Below are 22,733 nucleotides of genomic sequence, written 5' to 3' on the forward strand. Positions count from 1 at the left end.
TTATACTTACTTAATCCTTCAACGAGCAGCAAGCTGCTCCAGCAATTTTTCCAGCAAAACCTTCAAATCCTGTGAAGATTCCCTAGAACTCTCCACAGGGAAACAATGTCCACTGATCGTCTCTGAATTTTCCCTCTCTATTGCACCCCTGGCGATATCTTCCAAAGCCCTAACGCCGTAACCGACCTTGCGGATATTAATCAAGTTCATTGGCGAAACATTATCAGAAGTGAAACCGCCGCCGGCTGTACCGCAGCCCAATGTCATGGCCGGAAAAAGATTGGTTGTCGCTCCAATACCCCCCAATGTGGCAGGCGTATTGACCAAGAGTCTGGAAACCGGTTTTTTTAGAGCAAACTCTCGAATCACAGTCTCATTGCGAGAATGGATAACAAGAGTATGGCCCTTTCCTTCATTTAGCAACAATTCAATACATTTTTCACAAGCATTAAGCCAATCCTTTTCAACGTAAAAAGCCAGCACCGGGCAGAGTTTTTCTTTCGAGTAGGGATTGGTATCAGACACATATTTCTGTTCGGAAATTAAAACTTTTGTTTCTTCAGGAACACGCATCCCGATTTTCTCTGCTATCTCGACAGCCGATTTGCCGACAATTTCCGGATTAATATGGCCATCCGGGCACAGGAAAAGCTTGCTGAGCTCTTCTGACTCTTCTTCGGAGAGAAAACAAGCCCCATTATTTCTCAGCTCTTGTCTAACTTCCTCTGCAATACATTCCTCGACGACAATTGATTGTTCTGAGGCAGAGATGATGCCATTGTCAAAGGTTCTGCTGGCAATAATATCTGCTACCGCTTGCTTAATATCGGCAGTACGCTCTATAAACGCCGGCCCATTGCCCGGTCCTCCGTAAATAACGGGTTTTCCCGAAGAATAGGCAGCAGCAACCATTTTAGGTACACCTGTAACCAGAATCAAAGCGGTATCTTTATGATTCATCATTTCAACGGTGCCCGATACAGTAACCGTCCTTAAATATCCGATTGCTCCCGAGGGCAAACCGTTAGCTTCAGCCGTCCGTATCAGTATTTCAAGAGTTTTGGAAATGGTCTTTTGGGCCCTGGGATGCGGCGAAAAGACAATCGAATTACCCGATTTGACGGCAATCAAGGCTTTATAGACCGTTGTTGATACCGGATTTGTCGAAGGAGGCAAGGCAGCAATAACACCCATGGGAACGCCAATATCCATGGTCTTGTTGACTTTGTCTTCTGCAATGATACCAACGACGTTCATATCTCTGATTTTCTTAAAAAGATAGTCGCTGGCGAAGACATTTTTAAGATACTTATCCTGCCATTTCCCAAACCCCGTTTCCTCGGAGGACATCACTGCAAGTTCCCGGGCACAGTTTAAAACTTCTGCAGCCATAGCTCCCACAATTTTATCCAGTTTTTCCTGTGGGAATGCTGCCAAAGATTTCTGTGCCTCTCGCGCACTTTCCACCAGTATTCGGGCTTCCTGGATGGAAAGTAAATCCTGGTCGATCCGCTCCATATCCTCGCCTCCTTTCTCTATCCAAGTAAAAAGCAACGGTCATCCGTTCACCAATCTATAACGTGCTTAGCGACAATTTTTTCAACATCCGGATGAGGGTTGGCAATAACATTAGTACTATAAATCTTACCTACTTTTTCGGCTGCTTTAACGCCGGCCTCAACCGCGGTTCTCACAGCCCCAACATCACCACGTACTACCACAGAAATTAATCCGGAAGCTACATTCTCATATCCAACCAGTTCTACGTCTGCTGCCTTGCACATCGCATCTGCAGCCTCAAGTATCGATACAAGTCCATAGGTCTCTATAAATCCCAAGGCATCATTTCTCTCCATGCAATTCCCCTTTTTCAAGTAATTCATGTCAGTTATCAATATCATGCCGGGAAACAATTTTCCCTACTCGGCTTACGGGGCGCGGGATAACGTGTGCAGCAACCATTTCACCAATGGCAGCTGCCGCTGCTGCCCCTTGTTCCACAGCAGACCTTACTGCGGCAACATCACCTTTCACCATGACTGTGACAAGACCTGAACCCATATTTTCATAAGAAACAAGAACAACATCGGCAGTTTTACACATGACATCCACGGCTTGAATGGCTGGGACCATCCCTCTTGTTTCGACAAGACCCAAGGCTTCTTCTCCGAAATATTCCATGGAACTACTCCTCATTCAAATATGCAGAAAACTTACAAAGGTTTTATCTGCTTTCGTTAATACATTAGTTCAAATTGTAAATTGCAATTTGCTTTTAAATTAAATAATGGGTTTAGAGTATTAAGCGGTTTTGATAGGCCTAGAATGTACTATTTCTAAGACTTTAAAGACTTTAAAGACTTTGGATTCGACAATATTCTTTGCAGATAATTATATTACCTCCGGATAAAACTGTAATATACCAAACAGCTATAGGGGATATAAGGAAGACGTAATACGCTATACCCTTTTCAGCCGCCCCACGATATGCTCACTAACATGTTTATCCAATTTTTAAGACCCCCACTTCTATAAGTGGGGGTGTCTTCGTTAACTTCAGGTGGGGTAGAGTCCTCCTTCGCCGCTAAGTAATCCTATTGGGAAAGGCGGCTCGGCAATAATGTCCAGTGGACATTATTGTATCTGAAGCCCCGATGGTCAGCTTTAGCGAAAGCGAGTTCACTAGCTCTTATCTGTAGTTCAAATTATTAAATATAAGGTATAGGTAACTTCGAATTAACCCAGAATTAACTCAAAATCAAGAAATTTATATTGAATTTTGCTGGAAATTAAGGTATTGTGTTTGATAAACGCAAAACTACATATTTCTTAGTATAATAATATAGAAAGAGGGCTCATAGATGAAATTAAAAAGTATCCAATCTAGGTTTCTAGTGATCTCTTTATCAATTATTATTGTCGCCCTGGCAACAGTTGGCTCTATTGCCAGTTACGAAGTGACAACCCAAGCAAAAAGTGATTATTTTAACAATTCCAATGAACAAATGAAAATCGCCGCCAATTCAATTCAAATTTTTTATGACCGGATTGATAAAGATATCAATATGATGGCCTCTAATCCCTTAGTCATGGAAGCAAATGAAGGAAATATAACTTCATATGCCAATAACAATCAGTCGGTTAACATGACACCTTCCAAAAACGGAGGTTTGGAGCAACAAATTTATGAAGTTTTTGATCAGTATGCTAAAAGTCATCCCGGAACAATGTATGTATATTTCGGCACGAAAAATGGTTCTTATCTCCAATGGCCTGAAACAAGCATCTCGGCCAAATTTAATCCTCCTGAAAAAGACTGGTATAAAACAGGTTTAAGCGGCAATGGGGCTATCGTTAGAACGGCTCCCTATGTGGATGGCATTTCTCATCAAATGATTACCAGTAACGTTAGGTCCTTTACCGATGCTAAGGGAAACCTCATCGGAACAATCGGAATTGATGTTCAGCAATCTGTGATCAGCAGCATGTTAAGTTCTATGAAACCTGGCAAGACAGGCTATTACATGATAGTTCATAACACCGGTGTTATCTTAGCTGATGGCAATAATGCCAAAAATAATTTCAAAAAATTATCTGATGTTAAGATACCGGGCTTGGAAAATCTCCTTGCCAAAGACTTAAAGCCCTTTGATGTCGATATCAATGGCACAATGTACATAGTTAATCCCTACAAAGTTACCGGCACAGACTGGATTTTAGCGTCATTTATGGCTGAAAGCGAGTTAAATCAAGGCGCTAAAAAAATATCGTTTATGGTTTTAAGTATTTCTGTTATTATGCTGCTGATTACAATATTGTTAATCACTATAACTACTAAACGAATAACTACCCCTATCATAAAGTCCGCGGAGTATTTAGAAATTGTTGCCAGCGGAGACTTTACTCGGGATATTGATCCTAAATATCTGGCTCGATCCGATGAAATTGGCTCAATCACAAACGCTATAAATGATATGAAAAATTCCATCAAACATTTGATCAATAGTATTCGAGATGAATCAGCCGTGATTGAACAAGAAGTTCAGGATGTAATGAATAACGTTATTGTCTTAGCTGAAAACTTTGAAGAAATATCGTCTACAACAGAAGAGTTAGCAGCAAGTATGGAAGAAACATCAGCATCTTCAGAGGAGATGGCTGCAACGTCACAAGAAATACAAAAATCCGTACAGTTAATTGCTCAGAAATCTCACGAAGGTGCCCTTTCAGCGGGGAAAATTGCAGAAAGAGCAGAAGATACTAAGAGAAATGTTGATACCGCCCAACAGAAAGCCTATAATGTATTTTTAGGAACTAAGGAAACGTTAGAACAGGCAATCGTCGAATCAAAAGTTGTTGATCAAATTAACCTCTTAACCCAATCGATTATGCAAATAACTGAGCAAACAAACTTGCTTGCCTTAAATGCTGCGATCGAAGCTGCCAGGGCCGGTGAAGCGGGCAGAGGTTTCTCTGTGGTATCTGACGAAATAAGAAAACTTGCTGAGCAGTCAAAAGGCGCTGTCATGGAAATACAAGAGGTTACCACAAAAGTCACAAACTCTGTTAATAATCTCTCGAGTAATTCCGATAATTTACTTTCCTTTGTTTCTGACGACGTAACTAATGATTATAAGGTTATGCTCAATGTAGCTGGAAAATATAGAGAAGATGCCAACTTTGTCGATGAACTTGTTGCTGAATTCAGTGCAACATCTAAGGAGCTTATGAATTCGATCCAAAATATCTTGGCTGCAATAGATGGAATTGCTAATGCTGCTAATGAAGGGGCTATCGGAATCACCAACATTGCAAATCGAGCCGCTGAAGTAAAAAGCAAGTCTGATGAAGTCAAACAACAAGTAGTTAGGACTAAAGAAAGTACAAATAAATTAAAAGAAGAAATTAAGAAATTCCAATTCTAGGAATTAAATTTTCTCCTGTTACCCCATATCAATTCCTCCTATTCGAGTTTTCCCTTTTCGAATCCTAAAGATAAATGATCTCCCCCCTCTTCTCCCTAGTTATACCATTTCCCGAAAACGACAAAAAACCGCCAGATATCTTACGATTTCTGGCGGTTTACTGTTTACATAATTCCTATTTTTTAATAACTGAGAATCTAATAACTGATATATTGAAGATTAATGACTGGAATTCTGACCACAGATTGAATGCCATCGATTGGGTTGCCAACATTGGAAAACAGTTGAGCATTCGTTAAGAATAATACTCCATCAATAACTCCGCCATAATTTCCAACCCATTCACTTGATCCAAGTCCAACTACGACTCTTGCTCCGATAGGAAGAGTGTCAAATAATATACATACATTCGGATATGGCGGAGTTCCGACTGGCGGATAAGGAACATGAGGCCAGCGAACTGTTGGCGGCAGCGGAGTATGCGGAACATAAGGCGGATAAGGCGGCAGTTTTAACATTTAGATCCCCTCCTCTAAAGATAGGCCTAAATGGCCTGCATAAGAGGATTAGGAGGGGGGCCGGGAATTTGATCAGATTTTCTCGGCCCTAAAAACCATGATTATTAGTAACTAACGTATTGGAGATTGATAACTGGGATTCTAACTACAGATTGAATGCCATCGATTGGATTTCCAACATTGGAAAACAATCGAGCATTTGTTAGAAACAGCACACCATCAATAATTCCGCCATAATTTCCAACCCATTCGCTCGAATCGGTTCCGACAATGACTCTTGCACCTATGGGAAGTGTATCAAACAAAACTGCCAAATTAGGTCTAAAACCACCCATAACTCATAATCTCCTTTCCATTTCGACTGGTAAATCCAGTCTTTATAAGACAATTCTCAGGCGGAGATCAAGAAATTTCGAGATTAAGAGTTTTGGGACTAAGGACTTTTTCTATTGTTTCTTTTCAGGATATAGTATGAATCTTGTCCCCAAAAGGTGACCTCATTATTCTATTTGAAGCTCAAAAATAATAAGCCGCTCAAATTAATGCGGCTTATATCTTTGTGACCCTGTAATTAAGTCTATTTTTAACTTAAGGGCTTGTTCATGCTGTTGTTCTGAGTTACATAGGCTAAACGCCCTCTAAGTTGTGTAACATGACGCTGCATATCACTCGACATCTCCTTAAACATTTGTTTAGCCGACTCATCCAAAGTTGAGGTGGAGAAGGTTTCGTAGGTTCCTAGTGCCGATTGTGCCGCAGCTACAGCCTTTTCTAAATCTGCTTGAACAGTCATAGGTTAATCCCTCCTAGTCATTTAAAGCTATTATGTGCAGTTGTTCCTTTATTTACTCAAACAATCATGGGCAAAATTCTTTATTAAAACCTTTACTTGGTTTAGATTTAAACGATATCAAAATGCAAAATTGCGCATTTTGTTTTAAATTCATTAAATATTTTAGAGGTTTATAATTCAACAGCAAAACAATTAACATCTTATTTGTGAAATTTATTTCTTATTAATTTTAAACACTTTTAAAACCACCACTTCACTAATATAGTTTAGTCAAATCTAACTAATATCCAACTGTATAATTTTGTTTTTTTTACAATAATTAATGCATTGATTGAGTTTTTATTTCATGTTAGTATAATTAAGTTAACTTTTAAAGTTTTAAATAAGGAGGCCTTCATAAAATGAACTCATACTTTGATACTGTTAAAAACGAAATGCGCGATTGGAAAAAGGCTGTTTTTGTTATTATCTTCACAGTTGCTCGAATTATTTATGGTTTTGCTTGGGTTCAAGCTGGTTGGGAAAAAGCCACTTCAGGCTGGCTTAACTTTGCCGGAGGCCATGCAAAGGGGCTTATAGCGGGAATGGCTGCCAACATGCTGCCGCCTAAAGCTCATGGTTTTGATCCTCTTTATATTAATAAATTATGGGCATGGGTTGCAGTTCACATCTTTAATGGCATGCCTGGTGTAACTGATTTCTTAGTCCCTCTCTGTGAAATAGCCGTTGGTATTGGGATGATCATCGGCTTCAGGCTCTTATGGGTTGCACTTCTTGGACTCTTTCTCAATGTACAGTTTATTACCGCTGGTTCCGGTAACAACTTCGGCTATATTTGGACAAATATTATTGTCATGAATTTTGCCAAATATTTTGAGTTAATTGGTTTAAGCGGATATCTCAAGTCTAAAAAAGGGCAAAGATTCTAAAATAAGCAATGGCAAAAGGGATCATCAAAAACTTTAAATAGTTTCTGATGATCCCTACTTTTTCAGTCTTCATAATACAATGTTCCTGGCAATTTTCCTTTTCATTAAAGGGAAGATATCAAGGAATTTTAAACCAACTGATCTAGCCACTGAAAATATTCATTCTCTAATTGACCAAGCGTATACTCATTTCTCGCATCTCTGAGTTGTTTATTAAGGCTGCATTTATCCGCATCGCGAAGCAAAACGATTCTCATAGGTGCATCCACAAGTACTCCCCCTTATTGCATATTTAGGATTAACATATCAGCCGTAATCCAAAGGAAAACACGAGTAGTATCCATACCGCTGCAAAATCTCCTTAATCTACAGGCTGCTGTAAATATTAAGTAATGAATCAAGACTCCAACACAAATGCTATTATATTCCAAATGCGGAACAGAATCAATTTAATCCCTTAAAAATTTTAGTTGTTCTCATTTTTTTTCATCACTTGTTTTCTAAAACTACTTTCTAGATCTCTGTTTCAACATGAGGGTCGAGTCCAAGTGAACTCGTTCAGCTAAATCGACAAGATAAAATCCATAAACTTACAGTTCAAATGAGCAGAATGCTCATTGACAAGAGGGCTTATCCCGGTTACGATACTTAAGGATCAATTTTAATTCCATAGAACCATAATTTCAGGGTAGAGGCGCGGTCCTCAAGAGTAAAGTCATTTTTAATTTGGGCAATATTATGGCTTGAAAGGGAGTATCGCCGAAGTGTGTGAGATAATTCCCAAAAACTCACATGCTGGTTATGTATTTGAAAGGAACATAACTGTCACAAGCGTCTTGTGGAGAGCTACCTCCTTCGGAGATATACCTTCTAAACAGGGTAAGCCCTTACGCAGCACATAGATCGCTTCGAGGGCTTACTTTTATTTTGCCTTAAGAAAAAGTATGGAGGATTAATATGAGTGACAAAAAGCTAGGGTTTTGGTTATTAACCGCACTTGTTACCGGAAACATGGTTGGATCGGCAATATTTATGCTTCCACAATCTCTTTCCAACGTCGGTTCCCCTGCAGGTGTGTTGCTTGCCTGGCTATTCACCGGCCTCGGTGTTTTAATGCTGGCCCATGTATATGGCCAGCTGTCAGATTTTAAGTCTGAATTAATCGGCGGTCCGCCCAGTTATACACGAGAATTATTTGGCAGCAAAAGCAAGCTGGGACAAATCATGGGATTCGAAATCTCATGGGGATATTGGACCTCAAACTCACCTGGAAATGCTGCAATTCTTATTACACTTGTTGGTTATCTAACGTATTTCCTGCCTGTTTTACAATCTAAAACAATTCTCTTTTCCCTGGGCAGCTTTAATATTCAGACAGGTAATTTTCTCTCTTTTGTTATTGCTTCGGCGGTACTTTGGTTTGTTCATTATCTTATGTTTAAAGGAACCTATGCTGCCAGCAAAATTAACTTTTTTGCTACTGTGACTAAAATCCTAGGATTTATCTTTTTTATAATAATTGCTCTTTCCATCTTCGATGTTACGTATCTCCATCCGTTTATTGCAGAAAAGACGCTTAAATCAGGTGAAACAATCGGACTTTTTCAGCAAATGAATCAAGGAGCTATTCTTACACTCTGGGCCTTCGTCGGTGTTGAATCCGCAGTATGGCTATCCGGACGTGCCAAAAAGCAACAAGACGTTAAATGGGCAACACTTACAGGTTTGGTAATTGCCCTAGCTATTTACCTTCTCATTACATTTTTAGCAATGGGGGCATTGCCCGCTAAAGAATTGATGGTTGCCGACAAACCTTTAGTTGACGTTCTTACGAGAATTATTGGGCCAAAGGGTTCTTTGATTATGGCGGCTCTCGGAGTTCTTTCCATGCTCGGTGCAACAGTTGGTTGGATCTTACTAAGTGTTGAGGTCCCATACCAATCCGCTCGCCTTAATCTCTTCCCTCACTGGTTCGTTAAAGAAAACAAAAATGGGGCACCCTACCGTGCTGCCTGGATAACAAACGGTCTTACTCAATTATTCCTGCTGTCAATGATTTCGGATACTATTGCCAATGCATTTAATGAAATGATTGTTATTGCCACCCTTGCAAATTTAGTTCCTTACCTTTTCTCCGGCATTTATTCTCTGGTAGTCGTTTTAAAAGGAGAGAACTACGAAAAGATTAATCTCTGGAAACGTTTACTGGATGGAACAATGGCTTTGGGAGCCTCTCTTTATTCTTTCTGGGTTTTGAAATCAGGCTTAAGTGATTTAAAAACTTTAGCCCTTGGCATGTTGCTCATCGTATCTGGATTAATTCTTGTCCCCTTGCTGCCGAAGCAGTTGAGCGCCTAAGAAGCGATAACCCTGCTTCTTAATCGGCTGTTGCTTGCTTTAAATATGGCCTGCTGGAAAGATATAGCCAAACTGCCCCGCATATCAATCCCAAAATAATATTCAAAACTCCAATAACAGCAATTTGATTATTCGAGCTCAGAGAAACGATGCCCATGCCAACACTTCCCATAACCGTGGCAAAGGAACCCATAAGTGATGAGACGGAGCCTGTGTCTCCCTGTTGCTGTTCTAACATCAAAAATGCGCTCGGCGGACGCATTGCACTTCCGGAAACAGTAGAGAGCACCAAAGTAACTGCAAACAGCAGTGGTGAATAGCTGCCAACGAGACTGATAAGTAACCCACTTATGATTGTTAGAGCAAAACAAGTGTTGATAATTGTAGTACGCTTATAATAGTTTGATAAACGGATATAAATGAGTGGGCCAAACAGCATCCCCAAGGCATTAAAAGCAAAGTAGTAACTATAAACCTGACTGCTTAAATGAAAATTTTCCTGATAGATATAGGAAGATGCTGTAATGAAAGCTAAGGCAGGTATGCTCATGGTTGAAAAGATGAGAAGAAGTGACGTGAATCTCATGTTCTTAAGAACTACACCGAGTCGGCCAATGGTCCTCATCACACTAGCAGAACTTTTCTCAACAATTGTTTCCTGTAAAGCTAAAGAACCGGCTAGAGCGGAAATACCAATCAGGGCTTGAGCCACAAAAACTCCCCGCCAAGAAGTTACATTCAACAAGAATGATCCAACAACAGGAGCCACAGCAGGAGAAATTACTACCATCGACTGAACCACTGCTAACACAGATTCTCGTTTTCTGCCGCTATAAACATCCTTGACAAGCGCTGTTGCCACACTAGAAGCGGCTCCTCCTCCAAATGCCTGTAAAGCCCTAAAAGCGATCAATAAATATACACTAGATGATAGGGAACATAAAAAACTGGCAACAGTGTAAATTGAGAGACCAATTAATACTATCGGTTTTCGGCCATGCTTATCGCTTAACGGTCCCCAGAACAGGGTGCCAAAACCAAAGAAAATAAAGAACATTATTAATGTGAGATTAATGATTGACTGAGATGACCGAAAATATTCTGTCATAGTAGGCAAGGCTGGAAGATAAACGTCCATAGAAAGGGGGATGAAAGCACTAAGTACCGCAATTAGCACAATCATTCCTTTATCACCAAGATATTTTTGCTTTTTTAGTTCATTAATTTCCATCGTTCGTACTATGCTCCTTTTTAAATTGAGCTGGAGGTTTTGCCCCCAAAGATTCAAGGTTGCTAATCATACGACAATAAAATTGTTTCATTTGTTCGCGTTCAGTTTCTGTGAACCCCATGAGCATCGCTCTATCCACTTTGTTAAAAGCGCTCTCGCATTCTTCTATGTAGGCCAATCCCTTTTCAGAAAGCTTTATGAGTTTGCGTCTGGAATCTTTTTCATCCGGGTACTGATAGATAAGCCCGGATTTTTTCATCCGCTTGATAGATATTGCAATAGTTGGTGGGCTAATTCCGATTATTTCTGCCAATTCCTTCTGCGATGCTGACATATTATTCATTTCATTTTTAAGCATAAACAAAATTTGTGGGTTACTTACTTCGCCTATCCCCCTCTTTACAATTTCCTCCTTTAAACAATTATGGTGCATGCGGTCAAATACAGGGAATAACCATTCCAGTGAATTAAATTCAAATCCCAAAAAAGTTCGCTCCTAGCACATATAGTTTTACGGCTAATAGTTAGTCGACTAATTATAATAGTAGTTATCTTTCTTTCTTCTGTCAATATACTTTTGGTCTGCCATAGCCCCTACCCCGTTGGCATATTTGCCGCTTCTCTCCAAACTTTCATTTCTCAGAATTCCCGCTAAAAGGCCTGCTGCGAACCCATCCCCTGCCACCGTATCGATAACGTTTCCAACGCTGTATCCGGGAACAAACAGTTCTTCAGATTGATGACGTAAATAGCAGCCTTTCGGGCCTAATTTTATGGCAACAATTGTACTTCCTTGAGAAGAAAAATAATCCGCAACCTTATCAATATCCTTTATTCCCAGGAGAAGCTCTGCTTCATCAATACCTTCCACCCCGAGGGTACTGGCTGCTGAGTTTTTGCGATATATTCGCATGTTTATTATTATGAAACCACTGAAACTGATAAAATCGATAAAGCCCAAGAAGCACTCCGCATTCGGAAGATTCTTGGGCAGCAAATTTTATTTAACGTCTAGATTCTTGATTCTTCTTAACCTGTCTTCGTTTCAGACATGTAACCTAGCGTCCTTTTTCTTATCATATAATCATCCGTGTCAATTTCTCCGCGGGCATAGCGCTCATTCAGCAATTCAAGAGCTTTATCACTCTGTTTATTAACTGAAAGGAGAAATTTGCCTAAGTGTTTAACAGTATAGAATATTAGCAGGAGAACAGCGATTACGATAATAAAATGCAGCCCCATGTTAATTAAGGCGTAAACGTTTAAACCGTTATTTATTACATTGCTGCCGCCACTATTGGGAACAGAGAAATTAGAACCAGGAGCATTGGGAATAGGCGAAATATGCCCCTGACCACTTCCAAAGCTAAAGCCGCCGCTGTAGGGATTCATGGTTCAACTCACCTCCTTTTTGTTCTAACGTTACTCTAAACCAGACATTTGGTATTTTCGTGACTAAAGTGTGATTGTTATATCAAGGTTTCGTATCAATTGTTGATAACGCTTAATCTTAAAGAAAAAACAACAGCAAAAATCCCCATCGTCATGGGAAAGCAAGGAATATAAACGATGGAGTTATAACACCAATTTGAATGATACGATGCTATAGTTTAATAAATTTTGATAAAGTCATTAAGATACTGTCAACATCAACATTCCAGAAATTAAAGGTAGTATTATAACTATATGAAAGAGTTCTGTACAAAAAATTATGGGATGGACGATAAAGGCAAACTTGGCGAAAGCCAAGGACGCAAAGCTATGGGTCTTCCAGTTAAGCTGATGACTGCCAAGCTTCCAAAACGCTCAAATCGCCATACCGCAAAGGTGTGGCGATTTGTATTTCCACCTAAAACCCTAATAAAAGGAGGGCTCAAAACCTCAGCAACAGATGCTGTGCTTAAAGCGAATGATGAAAGAAAGCGTATGAAGTAAACAACTGTAAAAGTGCTAGACAAGATAAGTCAACTAATTTTGCCAAATACCAATAATTTGGAGGTGCTATGTATGAGTTGGTTTAGGAATTGGGAAATTCGAAAAAAGATTTTAGCCTTGGTCATAATAATGGTATTTTTCATCTGCGCAGTGGGTATTGTTGGTTATCACTTTAGTACCCTAGACAGTTCTCAAATGGATGATATCTACGCAAATTACCTTCTGTCTGTCAAGTACATAAATGATGCACGAGCTATGTCCAGAGCTGATGAATCAGATACCTTTCATTACTTTTTGGTCAAAGACAAAACCACTCAACAAAAGCTGGCAAACGAGATCAATTCCCTCTCCGCTGACTTTGATAAAAGTTATGCTTCTTACTTGAAATTAGCTAACAGTTCTTATGAAAAAGAAAGAACCGCTAAAATCAATCAGGAGATTACCGCCTATAGAACTGCACAGCAAAAAGCAATCGCGCTGGCCAATCAGGGAAACCCTAATGCTTATGAATACTTCACCAATAACGCTCAATCACATCTTGACACCTTAAATACAACGATGCAAGATCTTGCTGATTTCTGTGCCCAAAAAGCTGATACTATCTATTCCCAAAATCGCTCTGCCAATATCGATGCCCAAAGGGTAATCATTGCTTTAACTCTCATTGCGGCTCTTTTGGGTCTACTGATCAGTTATCTTATTGCTAACTTAATTACCATTAATCTTAAGAAAGTCTTAGCAGGAGTAGAACAAGTTTCCAATGGTGATTTAACGGTCGAAGATGTTATTGTCGAGGGAAACGATGAGTCAGGTAAGCTGGCCCAAAGTTTTAACCTTATGAAAAAAAATCTCCTTGAACTGGTTAACCAGGTTAGTCATACCTCAGAGCAAGTAACCGCATCATCAGAAGAACTTAGTGCCATTATTGAAGAGAGCACACAAGCCAGCAATCAAATCGCTTCTTCCATGGGACTTGTGGCAAGTGAAACCGAAAAAGAGGCAATAGCTATTGAGGACGTAACTTCTTCTATTGAACAAATTTCTGCCAGTACACAGGAAGTTGCAGCCAGCAGCAATGAGATTGCCGATTCAATGGCTACAACATTATCGACAACTCAAGCCGGGCAAAAAGCTTTGGACGAAGTAACTCTACAGATGAATAACATCAGTGAAGGGACAAATACAATTCAAGAACGCATTGAAGACCTTTCAATCAGCTCTGAAAAAATCAGCGCCATAATTCAGTTTATAACTCAAATCTCAGAACAAACCAATTTACTGGCTTTAAACGCCGCAATCGAAGCAGCAAGGGCAGGAGAAAATGGCCGGGGATTTGCTGTAGTCGCTGAAGAAGTACGCAAACTAGCAGAGCAATCACGAGTATCCACAACAGAAATCACCTCTCTTATCGAGCAGAATAATAAAAACATTCATTTAGCGGTTACCGCAATGGGCCGTGAAGTCGAAAATGTCAAAGGGGGACTTGAAGTCGTAAATCTTGCTGAACAATCATTTAAAGAAATCAGCAAGCTTGTAGAATCGGTGACAACTCAGATTGAAGAAATAACAGCAACGATTCAACAAGTAGCGCTTGGTACTCAGCAGCTGGCAACTTCGGCAGAGAAAATCGACAATTATAGCAAGGAGACCTCATCCCAAGCCCAAACAGTATCTGCGGGTATCGAAGAACAAACGGCATCAATGGAACAAATAGCCTCCTCCGCCAGCAGCCTGGCTTCCTTAGCCACTGAACTTCAAAATGTTATTGGTAAGTTTACTCTTTAGAACTTTGCATCACTAAGGACTGTACCAAAACTTGTTGGTGCCCTCATTGAATAAAGGCGTTCTCACTCCACTACATTAGTAAGCGAGAACGCCTTTGGCTTTTGCGCTGGTCTCAGCGCCAACCGAATTTGCAAAATAACTTTCGACACCGGTACTCTTCAAAGAGCTTATTTTGTAAAAATATTCGGTACTGGGATTAAGTCCTGTGTCCACATACTCTGGGGTCTTAACGTTGGCAATCTTACGATACCCTCGTTCCCGATCTGCCGAGCGGTAAACGTTATAAGTTGTAGCATACGAAGCAGGATCCCAACGCAATTTAATACTAGTACTGCTAACAGGAATAGTCACTAGCCCTTCAGGTATTCCCGGATAAAGTGTTTTCGTTTTTTTTGTCGTATCTGTCGTTGGTTTTACCTCACGGCTTGAAGAGGTGATCGATTCTGATTTAGGAACCGAAGCGGACTCCTTTGTATCTCCCTTGGTGTTATTTTGCAGGGTGTATTCATGCCAAAAATTATTCAAGGAACTCTGGATCGACTGTTGTTCCAAGTTTGGCAGCGGCGCCAGATTGCGAACAGATGAGTAGGCTTGGGGAACCGACTTCTGTTTCCAGATAAATAAAATCAAAGAAACAGTAATGATTGCTGATAGCAAGAGAATTATAATAATCGCTTTACCCTTTATTTTCATTGTCTGCCTACCCTATCCCTTCTTCGAATCAGCCATAAACTGCCAAGTGTGAGCAGCAGCACTGCTCCTACAACTACGGCGTATCCGAGGACAGGTCTTTGTTGAATAACGTTGGGCTGATTTCTTTGATTTTCCACTGTCGGGGATAAGGAGGTAATGGTTCCATCAGCCGAAATAATACTTAATTGTCCGGTTACTTGATCCACCAATTTACTGTTGGAAAGAATCTCACTTACTCTACTGAGAGAATCAGCTTTCGTCCCAAGGACTACAAAAAGAGGCTGCTGTTTATTCCAAGGCACTGTGGCCGCCTCAAGTAGAGCCGCTGTATTATTTTGAGTTGGGATGAAACTGACAAAAGGTGCTACTTCATAACTGCCATTTTGCTCTGGCCAGGCAGGAATATATTTTTTTAACGCTTCTAAACGTTCTTTTTCCTGAGTATATCCTACCATTATTACAGGGCCGTTATCTTCCATTTGCTTCGTCCTTGTCCCCAACACAACATTCCAATTAACCTGTTGCCCTTTTTGAGCTGCCCTGGCAGCAATTATCGCGGCCAAGGTCAATTCTTCCTGATCCGGTTGTTGAGATAACCACATCGTGGCTTGTATAGAAGGCTGACCGGGACGGGAAATCGTGGGGAATTCCTTCAGTCCCCATGAATTATCAATTGGGCCTGGAGCCAGATAAATTTCTGTATCCGCAGAAAGAACCGACCAAGCGACTTCATCATAACGCATCGCGCTGCCATTAACATTGAGATAGTTCATAAAAGCAAAGTTGACGGTCCATGAAGGTTTATTTAATTCTGATGCCGGAATCTGAACACGAAGTTCACCCTGATCGGAATTATTGGCATCTAGAGGAGTGCTTTTTACCGGAATTCCGTTTATGTAAACTGTGAGAGCGGACTTGGCAGGATCCAATTGTACAGCATGCCTAAAATGCACATTGATATAACTGGAACTTCCGGGCTGCCAATTTAAGGGGCGGTTGAGGACGATACTGGTTTGCTGGTGAAATGCCCCACCCAAGACGATATCCGAGTAGCCTAAATCAGATAAGGTATAGGAACCAGCTAAACCGATGGTTTGTTTTTGCGGCCGGTTGGCAGCGGGATCATTTTGAACAATCAGTGTATTGCCCTTGATCTGTTTAACCGTATCAGGACTGCTCAGAGACGCCGCTGCCTTGGCTAAGCCTGAAGAGTCAGTTCCTGAGACAAGCAGAGTATCTCCGTTCCCGTTTGAGCTTTGGTTGAAGGAAAGCACGCCTACCTGAGCCGGTAAATCAGAGTTCCCGGTACCGGGCAATTCCTTGAGCTGCCCGAAAAGGATCTTGTCACCGTCTCCAGAATTATCTTTTCCAACGTTAACCTTAAATTTGAGCGCCTGATAGGGTTCTTTAGAACCCCAATCAGCAGCTGTCGCCAACATGGATTTTATATCATCGACATTAGTATTGTTTGGTAAATACCACGTACTTTGCACCGGCTGCTGAGCAAGAGGATTTAAAAAAGGATACGGATATGTGGACAAACCGATTGAATTTGCCGTCAATTCGAGGTGTAAGTTCGAATGGGGCGAAAGAACAACCCAATTACCCGGATTGTCAATGTCCTGATCGTTTGATCCGGACGTACTCTGTTTGGTTGCAATCTGAATTTGATTGATTCCTTGAGCGAAGCTCCGAGCCGGCAAATCCACCCGCCATGATCCATTTTTTGTGTCTTCCTGCGAAAACCCTCGACTGGCAATAGGTACCCCATTGACGAGAACGCTAATGTTGGAAGCTTCATAATCAAGAATATCGGAATGAGTATAAAATAAGTCCAAAAAGCAATGTCCGCTGACTTGAAAATAGGGCTGTAAGGTAAAGTAATACGTTGCCTGATTAAAAGGCGCTTTAAATACTTGCTCAGTGGAAAATAAGGTGAGATTAGATAGTTCTTGCCTAGGCACTTCAGCGGCCCTAACACCAGACGGAAATAGAAGTAAGATTAGCACCAATGCTAGTGTGATAAGTTTCTTAGACACCGTTTCCTAACCTCCTGACCGTTCGGTCTTATACCAACGTGCATTGGTCCCCGAAATCCGATCGCTAATTGCTGAAATTGTTGCCTTTACAACGACAAAAAGCCACAACTGACAATAGGTAAAATACATAAGGCAAATAAGAAGAAGATTGAGGAATGTTCCCTCACCCGATTCGAAGTTTACAGAAATGAACGATTCGAAGATAAACATAGCATAGGCCATAAACCAGATAATCGTAAATGGTCCTGTGAGGGTTAAATTGCTTCTTCCCAATAAACCAAGAAGAAAAATCGCATCTGAAACTAGAATCGAAAAGAAGAAAATACCATAGGTAAAAAAGAAATAAATGATGTCTCCGGCGATACGTTTGTTTCTTAACTTAAAGATGTTACGAATATAGTAATTAATAACGCCTAAGTTTCCGCGAGCCCAGCGAGTTCGCTGCTTGATCCAGATCCTCCATTTCTCCGGTTCTTGCTCCCAGGTTACAGAATCAGGCACCCAAGTAATGTAGTAGCCCTCGTCATATAACCGAACGGTCAACTCAGTATCCTCGGTTAATGCTTTGATATTCCAACCTTCAATTTTTTCTAAGATGCTGCGCCTAATCAAAAAGTTTGTTCCCGTAATTGTTGTCAGGCCAAATAGACTGCAGCGACCCGCTTGAACAGTCCATTGGAAATTTAGAGTTTCAATGTTAACAAAGCGGGTAAGGATATTAGCGTTCTTGTTGCGCGTGCGAAACTTCCCAACGACAGCGCCGAGTTCAGGATCGTTTACAATCCTCTCCACTAATCTGCGAACCGCTCGCCTTTCAGGAGTATTATCCGCATCATAGATAACAATATACTCACCGCTTGAAGCAAGAAAACCTTGGTTAAGGGCGTTAGACTTACCTTTGGCTCCTAAAGGAGGGTTAATCGTAACAATTTTTAAAAACGGATACACTTTCTGTTTTTCGGCCAGTACATTACCAGTTCCATCTGTGGAACTATCATTGACAACAATGATTTCAATACGGTCTTTAGGATATTCCAATCTTGCTAAAGCTTCTACAGTACGGCCAATTACTTGTTCTTCATTATGAGCAGGAACAAGAACCGATACTGTCGGGTAAGACTCTAAACTAATGCCCGGAGAATCTTCTTCTTCTGAAAATGATGCCACAAACTGGCGATATCCGGCAAACGTTAGAATCACGTGGTAAAAGAGGAGCACCCAAATGGCCAAAACCGTTGAAATAAATAACCAATCCGTCAAAGTAAGGCTTCCCACTTTAACTCCTCCTTTTTTCGTACAAAATGCTTTTGCTCCGACGGATTCGAGACAGGATCAAGAGAAATAGTGACAGAATAATTAAAAGTAACGAAGCCAGTACATAAAACCAATTACGTACTGATAATCTCAAACCACTTAGGGATTGGTCAATGGATATGGCTGGAATATCCGATTTTATGCGGCGGTGCCCATTCTCACTTGTAATCGATACATGAGGAGTAGTTACCCGGTAAGTTGTAGTTCGCAGATCCACAAACCGGTATTTCAGTTGGCTCAAACCCTTTATTATAGGCAACAGCTTTTCAGGCGGCAAGTAGCTATGAAAAAAAAGGCCGGCAGTGCAATCAGGAACCACCGATAATTGACGAGCTTGTTCCAGAATCGTTCCGGCAGGGTCTAACAGTTTCGGATCATAATAGCCAAGATTGTTGGGATACACCAACATCCCTGCCCGTTGTGATTGATATGTAAAAGGAACGTTAACAGATACAGAGGATGAGGTATCAGAAAGCTGAACCTGACCGGACAACGTCGTAAAATTCCGGGCTAAAGTCTTATAGCCGCGGGAAGACATGGCTGAACCCGGCACTTCAAAGGCCAGCGGATACAAATCTAACCCTGCTAAGAGTTCAATGCCTTGTCTTATCTTGCTTAGAGCAAGAGTTTCTTTGTCCTCTGCAAGAGGTTTATCGTCAGCAGTATTCCAATACTCCAATTCATTGTCATTCGTGGCCTCATATCCTTTGAGAATTAGGCATCCCCCATTTGCTTCTGCGGTTTTAAGGACTTTAACTAATTGCGGATAGTCTGCCAAAGTAACCGTTTTTCCCCCTACGTTTACGGCAGGAGTCACAGTCAGGGCGAAAGGAACTCGCGCGGCCGCTAAAGTGGTTATTAACTTAGCCACGGCAGCGGAGGGAGTGAGGGGCTGAACGTCCTCAATTCTCAATAATACTTGCCGACTCTCAACGAGATTCCCACTTAAGGTATCTTCTAAAATTCCGCCCAAAATTAAGTTCAAAGGCGTCTGAAAATCCAGTCTGCTTACATATACAACATTGTCCATTTTCCAAACAAAAGGAATAGTATGTTGTAAATTATCGGCAGTGACTAGGTTTTTCGCACCAGCTGGATAGGCAACATTGAATTTTGCAGCGGGATCAATGGGAAGATCCACTCCTCGATAATGAAGCGATACAAAATCACGTTGTTGACCTAGACTTTGAAAGCCGACCCATTTCTTATAGTTTGAGTACTGTTGAATATTCTGCTCGAACCAAAACAATTTACGTGCTCTGCTCATTTCTGAAAGCATACTTTTCGGCAGATTCGCCTTATTGTCACCTAAATAAAAGATATAGTCAAATCCCTTTAAACTGCCGGGAGTCCATTTTGAACGTTCTAATTCTTCAACTTGAACATTAAAGTGTCCTAAATATTCTTCTAAGGCACTAACAAGAGGAAAACTTTCACCAAACCTTGTCCTGCTTTCATAAAGAATCACAGCTTTCGGCTGAAGCTGTGACATCAGATCGTTTTCGGCGGTATCCCCTTGGGCTGTGGGAACAAAAACAGTTATAAGAAATAGCAAAAGACTAGCCAAGATCATACTTAGTTTCTTCCACGGCACGGTCATAAAGAGCAAAAATATCGTCCTCACCTTTCCTAACTTCTGCTTTTCCCAATCGAACCCTTAGTTTTATAATTTTGTGTTTCCCATTTATGTTGACGCTAATTCTGTCTAAGGAATTATTAAGCTTTTCAATTACAACTGCTGCTCCTTCACCAGGAGTGCCCGGAAGAATTATGGCAGTAGTTTTTTCATCGATACAACCCTTAACATCTATGATGCGAGTATGTTCCTCGATGACTCTCGCCATTTCAAGAGTGATTTGGCTCATTCCATCTCGGCCGTAAACTGTGCGCATCTCTGTCTCATTGACGAGAACGATTATAATAAGGGTTAAAGGTTGCTCAAATCGCCGGGAGCGGGACATTTCCTCTTCCAGCTTAGCAAAAAAAGCCTTGTGATTAAGAAATTTAGTTTGTGCATCTATGGTGATAAACTCTTCAAGATCTGACTTTCTTTCCAACTGCCAGAAAAGGCCAGTTACATAAGCACTCATCTGTCCCGCTAAATAGGAACCCAAAGGAACGACGAACAGCCAAACAACATATTGCACCTTAAGCTCAGTTATACTGCCGCTCACCAGAACATTGTAAATTAAATATGAACCGTAGACAAAGACAAACACTAAGGACGTAATAAGCCCAGTCATGGAGCCAAAACTATAACCAATTAATAGGGCGGCTACGGTACAGCCCATTAGCACGAATGTGGAAAGATTGGCCCCTGGAATTGTGGACATATTAATGGCTAATAAAACTAACCAAAGAAGAAAAATCTCTGCAAAAAAAAAGTAATCTTTGCGAATTGCTTTATTTTTATGTTCTAACATTTTATTGCTTTATAGTCTTCCCTTCTTGATGCAGTGTTAACAAAGCTTCCATTTGATCAAAAGCAAACGCTGATTTAGCCGTCTCATAACCAAAGGCCCCCTGCAATTCAGGTTGATCTGAAATGCGGTAGGCGAGCATTCGTTCATAACACCATTGCTCATCCTTATTATCCCCAGCCTGATGAAAAATCCGTGCCGCTAACGCATAAACCGCTGCTGAATCATCAAGGCCGTCTGGACTGCCATCTGCATGATAGGTACTGAAAATCTTACCGTTCGCCTGAATACTTTTATGCAGAAAATCTATGAACGTATTAACATTCACCCCGGCCTTCTGAGCGTAATCAATCGTATATAATTGTTCGACAGTGGTGAACTTTTCCGGCCAGACATAACTTCCAGTCTGCAAATTATAATTGGACGGGAAAAAGCCCTGATTATTACGAGGGGCATTTTTAAGAATATCTAAAGTACTGCGAACCGATTGCTTGGCTGGAGGAAAATCTTTAGATAAGGTTTGCAATCCCACCGGATCGATATAGAATAAAGAAATCTTTTGTTCTGCTTTTCCTATTCTGCCATCGTAGCTGTCGCAAAATACATTTTTGTCCCGATTATATCTATAGAGATTAAAGGCCATGAAAAAAGCTTTGATTTTATAAGTTGGCTCGCCAAAGTCAGTACTTGCTTCGTCTAGACTCCTCAATACTCTAAGTTGATCAACCAAGGCTGTTGCATTGTCCGGTTGTTTCTTCTGCAAATTTAGCCGCCAGTAATAATATCCTTTGGGGGCTGTAAAATACGTTTGCAGGTTATTAAGAACAGATTCAAACAGATTTTTATCCTTAACAAGCAGAGCATACTCTATAAGTTGACCCTGGGATTCTAAAAGAATATACCTGTCACTTTCTGTTCCCACACCCTGACAGCTTGTCAGCAGCCCCTCACTCGACATGAAGCGCTGAGATAATAATTGATCAATTTTCTTTTCAGTGCTGTTTGAGGCGTCAACATTAAGTAGATATTTACCAGCATAGTTACCCGGTTCCAAATGGTTTATTTTATAGTTGTAGTATATAAACGATCCAAAAAACAATCCAGCAAAAGGAATTAGGAAGATAGCAAATAATTTTATTTTCTTTTTAATTTTAAGATCCACTCCTCTTTCGCAAAGTAAACCAAACAGCCGATTGATGCCGTTAACTCATATGCCCAATTCAATGTCAACTTGTATCTTAATTTCTACATATTTCGTCAATTTCCTCCGAAATCCAATGCCAATTTCGCAAAAAAATCTAACATTGAACAAACCTAGTTTACCTTTAGGCACGCAGTTATCTCCTGTCAACTACTTATTTATGATCCTTTAACAACTAGCTCAATTTTAACTCCAATTTCTTTCCTAACACAGTGCCATACAAAACAACTTTTTTCTCGGCAGTCAATGAAACTAGATCCCTTTCGGATTTTTTCAAGGCCTCCTCAAACCATTCTTGTTGAGTCATTCCAGTTAAATCACAGATACGTCTGATACGTTGTTTTTCATAATTTGTAACGGGAAACCAAATTATATCATCCATGAAAAGCACCTCTCTTTTAGGAAATGTTAATTTTTGCCAAAATAAAAAATATCTCCTCTAACATGAAGAGATATTTATAACTCTCATCTGTTAGGAATACTCCTACAGGATTTAGCACCATACTTACGCTGGTTGCTGGGCTTCATCGGGCCAGTCCCTCCACCACTCTCGATAAGAGATTTATTCAATTAATTGTTTGTCAATGATTAA

The 22,733-nt window shown here is 40.6% G+C and carries 23 protein-coding genes and 3 riboswitches; of the genes, 5 read left to right on the forward strand and 18 right to left on the reverse strand.

Features of this window, described 5'->3' with window-relative positions:
* Positions 1 to 18: 18 nt before the first annotated feature.
* From B5771_RS23215 to B5771_RS23225, 3 genes are read right to left on the reverse strand one after another with little or no spacing between them, the layout of a single operon-like run.
* Positions 19 to 1,518 (reverse strand): acetaldehyde dehydrogenase (acetylating), encoded by a 1,500-nt coding sequence (locus B5771_RS23215; protein WP_088189627.1) that lies wholly within the window; start codon positions 1,516 to 1,518, stop codon positions 19 to 21.
* A gap of 47 nt (positions 1,519 to 1,565) precedes the next feature.
* Complete coding sequence (locus B5771_RS23220; RefSeq protein ID WP_047809115.1) at positions 1,566 to 1,856, reverse strand: BMC domain-containing protein; 291 nt, start codon at positions 1,854 to 1,856, stop codon at positions 1,566 to 1,568.
* A gap of 28 nt (positions 1,857 to 1,884) precedes the next feature.
* Positions 1,885 to 2,181: a BMC domain-containing protein gene (locus tag B5771_RS23225; RefSeq protein WP_088189628.1), complete on the reverse strand. Its 297-nt coding sequence runs from the start codon at positions 2,179 to 2,181 to the stop codon at positions 1,885 to 1,887.
* Positions 2,182 to 2,861: 680 nt separating this feature from the next.
* On the opposite strand from B5771_RS23225, the gene B5771_RS23230 reads away from it, so the two are divergent.
* The gene (locus B5771_RS23230; RefSeq protein ID WP_088189629.1) at positions 2,862 to 4,925 is read left to right on the forward strand and encodes a methyl-accepting chemotaxis protein; all 2,064 of its coding nucleotides are present in this window, start codon (positions 2,862 to 2,864) and stop codon (positions 4,923 to 4,925) included.
* Positions 4,926 to 5,122: 197 nt separating this feature from the next.
* On the opposite strand, the gene B5771_RS24945 is transcribed toward B5771_RS23230, so the two are convergent.
* The 3 genes from B5771_RS24945 to B5771_RS23245 form a co-directional block, all read right to left on the reverse strand.
* Positions 5,123 to 5,443, reverse strand: coding sequence for a hypothetical protein (locus B5771_RS24945; RefSeq protein ID WP_242966945.1), 321 nt, complete (start codon positions 5,441 to 5,443; stop codon positions 5,123 to 5,125).
* 104 nt (positions 5,444 to 5,547) lie between these two features.
* Positions 5,548 to 5,778 carry a hypothetical protein gene (locus B5771_RS23240; protein ID WP_088189630.1) on the reverse strand — a complete coding sequence of 77 codons (231 nt, stop codon included), beginning with the start codon at positions 5,776 to 5,778 and terminating at the stop codon, positions 5,548 to 5,550.
* Positions 5,779 to 6,026: 248 nt separating this feature from the next.
* Positions 6,027 to 6,236, reverse strand: a complete 210-nt coding sequence (locus B5771_RS23245) for a DUF1657 domain-containing protein (protein ID WP_047809112.1) — start codon at positions 6,234 to 6,236, stop codon at positions 6,027 to 6,029.
* Between the two features lie 401 nt (positions 6,237 to 6,637).
* Between B5771_RS23245 and B5771_RS23250 the strand changes: the two genes are divergently transcribed.
* Positions 6,638 to 7,165 (forward strand): DoxX family protein, encoded by a 528-nt coding sequence (locus tag B5771_RS23250; protein ID WP_088189631.1) that lies wholly within the window; start codon positions 6,638 to 6,640, stop codon positions 7,163 to 7,165.
* Positions 7,166 to 7,293: 128 nt separating this feature from the next.
* Here the strand turns inward: B5771_RS23250 and B5771_RS24455 are convergent, their stop codons facing one another.
* Entirely contained in the window at positions 7,294 to 7,434 is a 141-nt protein-coding gene (locus B5771_RS24455; RefSeq protein ID WP_172408352.1) for a hypothetical protein, read from the reverse strand.
* 412 nt (positions 7,435 to 7,846) lie between these two features.
* Positions 7,847 to 8,022: riboswitch (Lysine riboswitch) on the forward strand.
* A 100-nt stretch (positions 8,023 to 8,122) separates the two neighbouring features.
* Here B5771_RS24455 and B5771_RS23255 point away from each other — a divergent pair.
* Entirely contained in the window at positions 8,123 to 9,523 is a 1,401-nt protein-coding gene (locus B5771_RS23255) for an amino acid permease (protein WP_088189632.1), read from the forward strand.
* Between the two features lie 19 nt (positions 9,524 to 9,542).
* Here the strand turns inward: B5771_RS23255 and B5771_RS23260 are convergent, their stop codons facing one another.
* The 4 genes from B5771_RS23260 to B5771_RS23275 all read right to left on the reverse strand — a co-directional run bounded on the left by B5771_RS23260 (position 9,543) and on the right by B5771_RS23275 (position 12,146).
* Positions 9,543 to 10,754, reverse strand: a complete 1,212-nt coding sequence (locus tag B5771_RS23260; protein WP_088189633.1) for a multidrug effflux MFS transporter — start codon at positions 10,752 to 10,754, stop codon at positions 9,543 to 9,545.
* Positions 10,744 to 11,238, reverse strand: a complete 495-nt coding sequence (locus B5771_RS23265) for a MarR family transcriptional regulator (RefSeq protein ID WP_088189634.1) — start codon at positions 11,236 to 11,238, stop codon at positions 10,744 to 10,746. Before B5771_RS23265 ends, B5771_RS23260 begins: the two co-directional genes overlap by 11 nt.
* A 48-nt stretch (positions 11,239 to 11,286) precedes the next feature.
* Complete coding sequence (locus B5771_RS23270) at positions 11,287 to 11,715, reverse strand: PfkB family carbohydrate kinase (RefSeq protein ID WP_242966946.1); 429 nt, start codon at positions 11,713 to 11,715, stop codon at positions 11,287 to 11,289.
* A gap of 68 nt (positions 11,716 to 11,783) precedes the next feature.
* Complete coding sequence (locus tag B5771_RS23275) at positions 11,784 to 12,146, reverse strand: hypothetical protein (protein ID WP_088189635.1); 363 nt, start codon at positions 12,144 to 12,146, stop codon at positions 11,784 to 11,786.
* 326 nt (positions 12,147 to 12,472) lie between these two features.
* A riboswitch (cyclic di-GMP riboswitch) is annotated at positions 12,473 to 12,556 on the forward strand.
* Here B5771_RS23275 and B5771_RS24460 point away from each other — a divergent pair.
* Both B5771_RS24460 and B5771_RS23280 read left to right on the forward strand, forming a co-directional pair.
* Positions 12,516 to 12,689: a hypothetical protein gene (locus B5771_RS24460; protein ID WP_172408353.1), complete on the forward strand. Its 174-nt coding sequence runs from the start codon at positions 12,516 to 12,518 to the stop codon at positions 12,687 to 12,689. Its footprint overlaps the riboswitch before it by 41 nt.
* A 72-nt stretch (positions 12,690 to 12,761) precedes the next feature.
* Entirely contained in the window at positions 12,762 to 14,474 is a 1,713-nt protein-coding gene (locus B5771_RS23280) for a methyl-accepting chemotaxis protein (RefSeq protein WP_088189636.1), read from the forward strand.
* Between the two features lie 75 nt (positions 14,475 to 14,549).
* Here the strand turns inward: B5771_RS23280 and B5771_RS23285 are convergent, their stop codons facing one another.
* From B5771_RS23285 to B5771_RS23315, 7 genes are all read right to left on the reverse strand, one after another.
* On the reverse strand, positions 14,550 to 15,167 hold the full coding sequence (locus B5771_RS23285) for a fibronectin type III domain-containing protein (RefSeq protein WP_088189637.1): 618 nt from the start codon (positions 15,165 to 15,167) through the stop codon (positions 14,550 to 14,552).
* On the reverse strand, positions 15,164 to 17,206 hold the full coding sequence (locus B5771_RS23290) for a cellulose biosynthesis cyclic di-GMP-binding regulatory protein BcsB (protein WP_088189638.1): 2,043 nt from the start codon (positions 17,204 to 17,206) through the stop codon (positions 15,164 to 15,166). Before B5771_RS23290 ends, B5771_RS23285 begins: the two co-directional genes overlap by 4 nt.
* A gap of 6 nt (positions 17,207 to 17,212) precedes the next feature.
* Entirely contained in the window at positions 17,213 to 18,481 is a 1,269-nt protein-coding gene (locus B5771_RS23295) for a glycosyltransferase (RefSeq protein ID WP_088189639.1), read from the reverse strand.
* A 1-nt stretch (position 18,482) separates the two neighbouring features.
* The gene (locus B5771_RS23300) at positions 18,483 to 20,093 is read right to left on the reverse strand and encodes a DUF2334 domain-containing protein (protein WP_172408354.1); all 1,611 of its coding nucleotides are present in this window, start codon (positions 20,091 to 20,093) and stop codon (positions 18,483 to 18,485) included.
* Positions 20,080 to 20,943 carry a diguanylate cyclase gene (locus tag B5771_RS23305; protein ID WP_088189641.1) on the reverse strand — a complete coding sequence of 288 codons (864 nt, stop codon included), beginning with the start codon at positions 20,941 to 20,943 and terminating at the stop codon, positions 20,080 to 20,082. The genes B5771_RS23300 and B5771_RS23305 overlap by 14 nt, the downstream gene beginning before the upstream one ends.
* Before the next feature lies 1 nt (position 20,944).
* Positions 20,945 to 22,102 carry a hypothetical protein gene (locus tag B5771_RS23310; protein ID WP_088189642.1) on the reverse strand — a complete coding sequence of 386 codons (1,158 nt, stop codon included), beginning with the start codon at positions 22,100 to 22,102 and terminating at the stop codon, positions 20,945 to 20,947.
* A 214-nt stretch (positions 22,103 to 22,316) separates the two neighbouring features.
* On the reverse strand, positions 22,317 to 22,523 hold the full coding sequence (locus B5771_RS23315) for a hypothetical protein (RefSeq protein ID WP_088189643.1): 207 nt from the start codon (positions 22,521 to 22,523) through the stop codon (positions 22,317 to 22,319).
* Between the two features lie 80 nt (positions 22,524 to 22,603).
* Positions 22,604 to 22,701: riboswitch (SAM riboswitch) on the reverse strand.
* Between the last annotated feature and the right edge of the window lie 32 nt (positions 22,702 to 22,733).

Origin of the sequence: Desulfosporosinus sp. FKA, assembly GCF_002196785.1 — a bacterium.
GTDB lineage: Bacteria > Bacillota > Desulfitobacteriia > Desulfitobacteriales > Desulfitobacteriaceae > Desulfosporosinus > Desulfosporosinus acididurans.